Source organism: Roseburia zhanii, assembly GCF_014287635.1.
Taxonomy (GTDB): domain Bacteria; phylum Bacillota; class Clostridia; order Lachnospirales; family Lachnospiraceae; genus Roseburia_B; species Roseburia_B zhanii.
Map to the genome: position 1 here is coordinate 1 of NZ_JACOPH010000061.1, position 1,574 is coordinate 1,574.

The following is a 1,574-nucleotide window of genomic DNA, read 5'->3' on the forward strand; positions in this document are numbered from 1 at the left end:
GGTGGATTGGTATTTAGTTTCTAGTCAACTCTATTTTACCATAAACCTTGAGGAGATATTTTATTTTAACAACAAAAAATACCGTATTTATGCGGTGTTTGGCGTTTCGCAAACGCCTAATAAATATCTAAAAAGAAAGGAGACTCCTTGGAAATATCAGTCACTGGCAGATGCGATGCTTGACATTTGCAGCGAAGATGAATGCAACGATACATATGGAAGAATCCGTATGTATCAGGCATTACAGATATGACTGAAATAAAGGCTTCTGATGGAAAGCTGTATGTTTCAGCTATCTTTGACTGCTACGATTCAGCAGTGTTAGGTCTCGCTATGGATACAAATATGAAAGCAGCCCTTTGTGAACAAACCTTAGATAATGCTTATAAAGCGTATCCAATGCTCCGGGGTGCCATTCTTCACAGCGACAGAGGTACACAGTACACCAGCGAGCTGTACCGTAACGCAATCAATAAATATGGCATTCTTCAAAGCATGAATAGTGCCGGCGGCAGATGCCATGACAATGCCAGATGTGAAAGTATGTGGGCACGATTCAAAGAAGAATTACTTTATGGACGCTATAACACTACCTCAATGACCGTAGAACAGTTAAAAACTCTTATTTGGAGATATTTCATCAGTTATTGGAATAACCGGAGGATCTGCAATGCCAGATTCTGTGAGATCTGCGGAAAACCGACATATTATTTTAACCAAAAGATTCTTGTTCCCCATAATGAATACACCAAACGCTCATCCATCGATGACCATGATTCATATCCGTTCAATCCCGATGAAGCAGCACAGGATAAAATGGAAATAGAAGCAGAAAGACATGATTATATGTCAGACTTTGATGAGGAACTACCATTTAACTAAAAAATTAAGGAGCGGATTTCGATTTTCTCTTGATTATTTCTGTATTATTCTGGATAAAAACAGGGCGGTCAGCTCTCCATAGCCTTCCACCCTGTCATCTTATCTTTTCATAGAAGAAACTATTGATTATATTGGCAACTCACAATCTTTTATCCAAAATCGCAGTTTCATAACAGTCACAGCAATTTTATATTTTACTTCGATTTCAACTTTTTCTGGTGGATTGACTAAAAGCCTGTCAATATCATTTTCCTCAACACCAGCCATTTTTGCTATCGTTAGCTTGGATATGCCATAATAGGAAACAAGCAGTTCCAACCAATGCACCAATTTGATATTTCCCTTTTACCGAACCCTCTTATGCCTTAATATCAAAACTTGATCTATCAGGTACAGAAATACTCACAGATCCTGCTACAAGGTTTTGTGTCATACTTTTTACATCAGTACCAGTTACGGATAAGGTATAATCACCCGTTTCCTTTCTTTCTGCCGATTTTTCTGCACGTTTCTTTACAGCTTTTTCTTCCTCTGCTTTTTTAGTAGCTCTTTTCTCTTTTACCTTTTCTTCTGTTTCTCTGTTCTCTTTTGCTTTTCGTTCAGCATTCTCTTTCGCTATTTTCCCATCTGGATCATTTGTACCAGATATTGCCACCGAAATATTTCCGTTTTCATCAACCTTATAACTCAGA

Annotated in this window: 1 protein-coding gene and 2 pseudogenes; 1 reads left to right on the forward strand and 2 read right to left on the reverse strand. The window is 37.9% G+C overall.

Going from position 1 to position 1,574, the window contains the following annotated elements; genetic code table 11:
* Positions 1-121: 121 nt before the first annotated feature.
* Positions 122-675, forward strand: a pseudogene (locus H8S17_RS16055) (transposase); the annotation flags it as partial.
* Positions 676-1,008: 333 nt separating this feature from the next.
* Here H8S17_RS16055 and H8S17_RS16060 read toward each other — a convergent pair.
* Together H8S17_RS16060 and H8S17_RS16065 are read right to left on the reverse strand one after the other, a co-directional pair.
* The gene (locus H8S17_RS16060) at positions 1,009-1,209 is read right to left on the reverse strand and encodes an HTH domain-containing protein (RefSeq protein ID WP_186867889.1); all 201 of its coding nucleotides are present in this window, start codon (positions 1,207-1,209) and stop codon (positions 1,009-1,011) included.
* Positions 1,210-1,240: 31 nt separating this feature from the next.
* Positions 1,241-1,574: pseudogene (locus tag H8S17_RS16065) on the reverse strand (hypothetical protein); the annotation flags it as partial.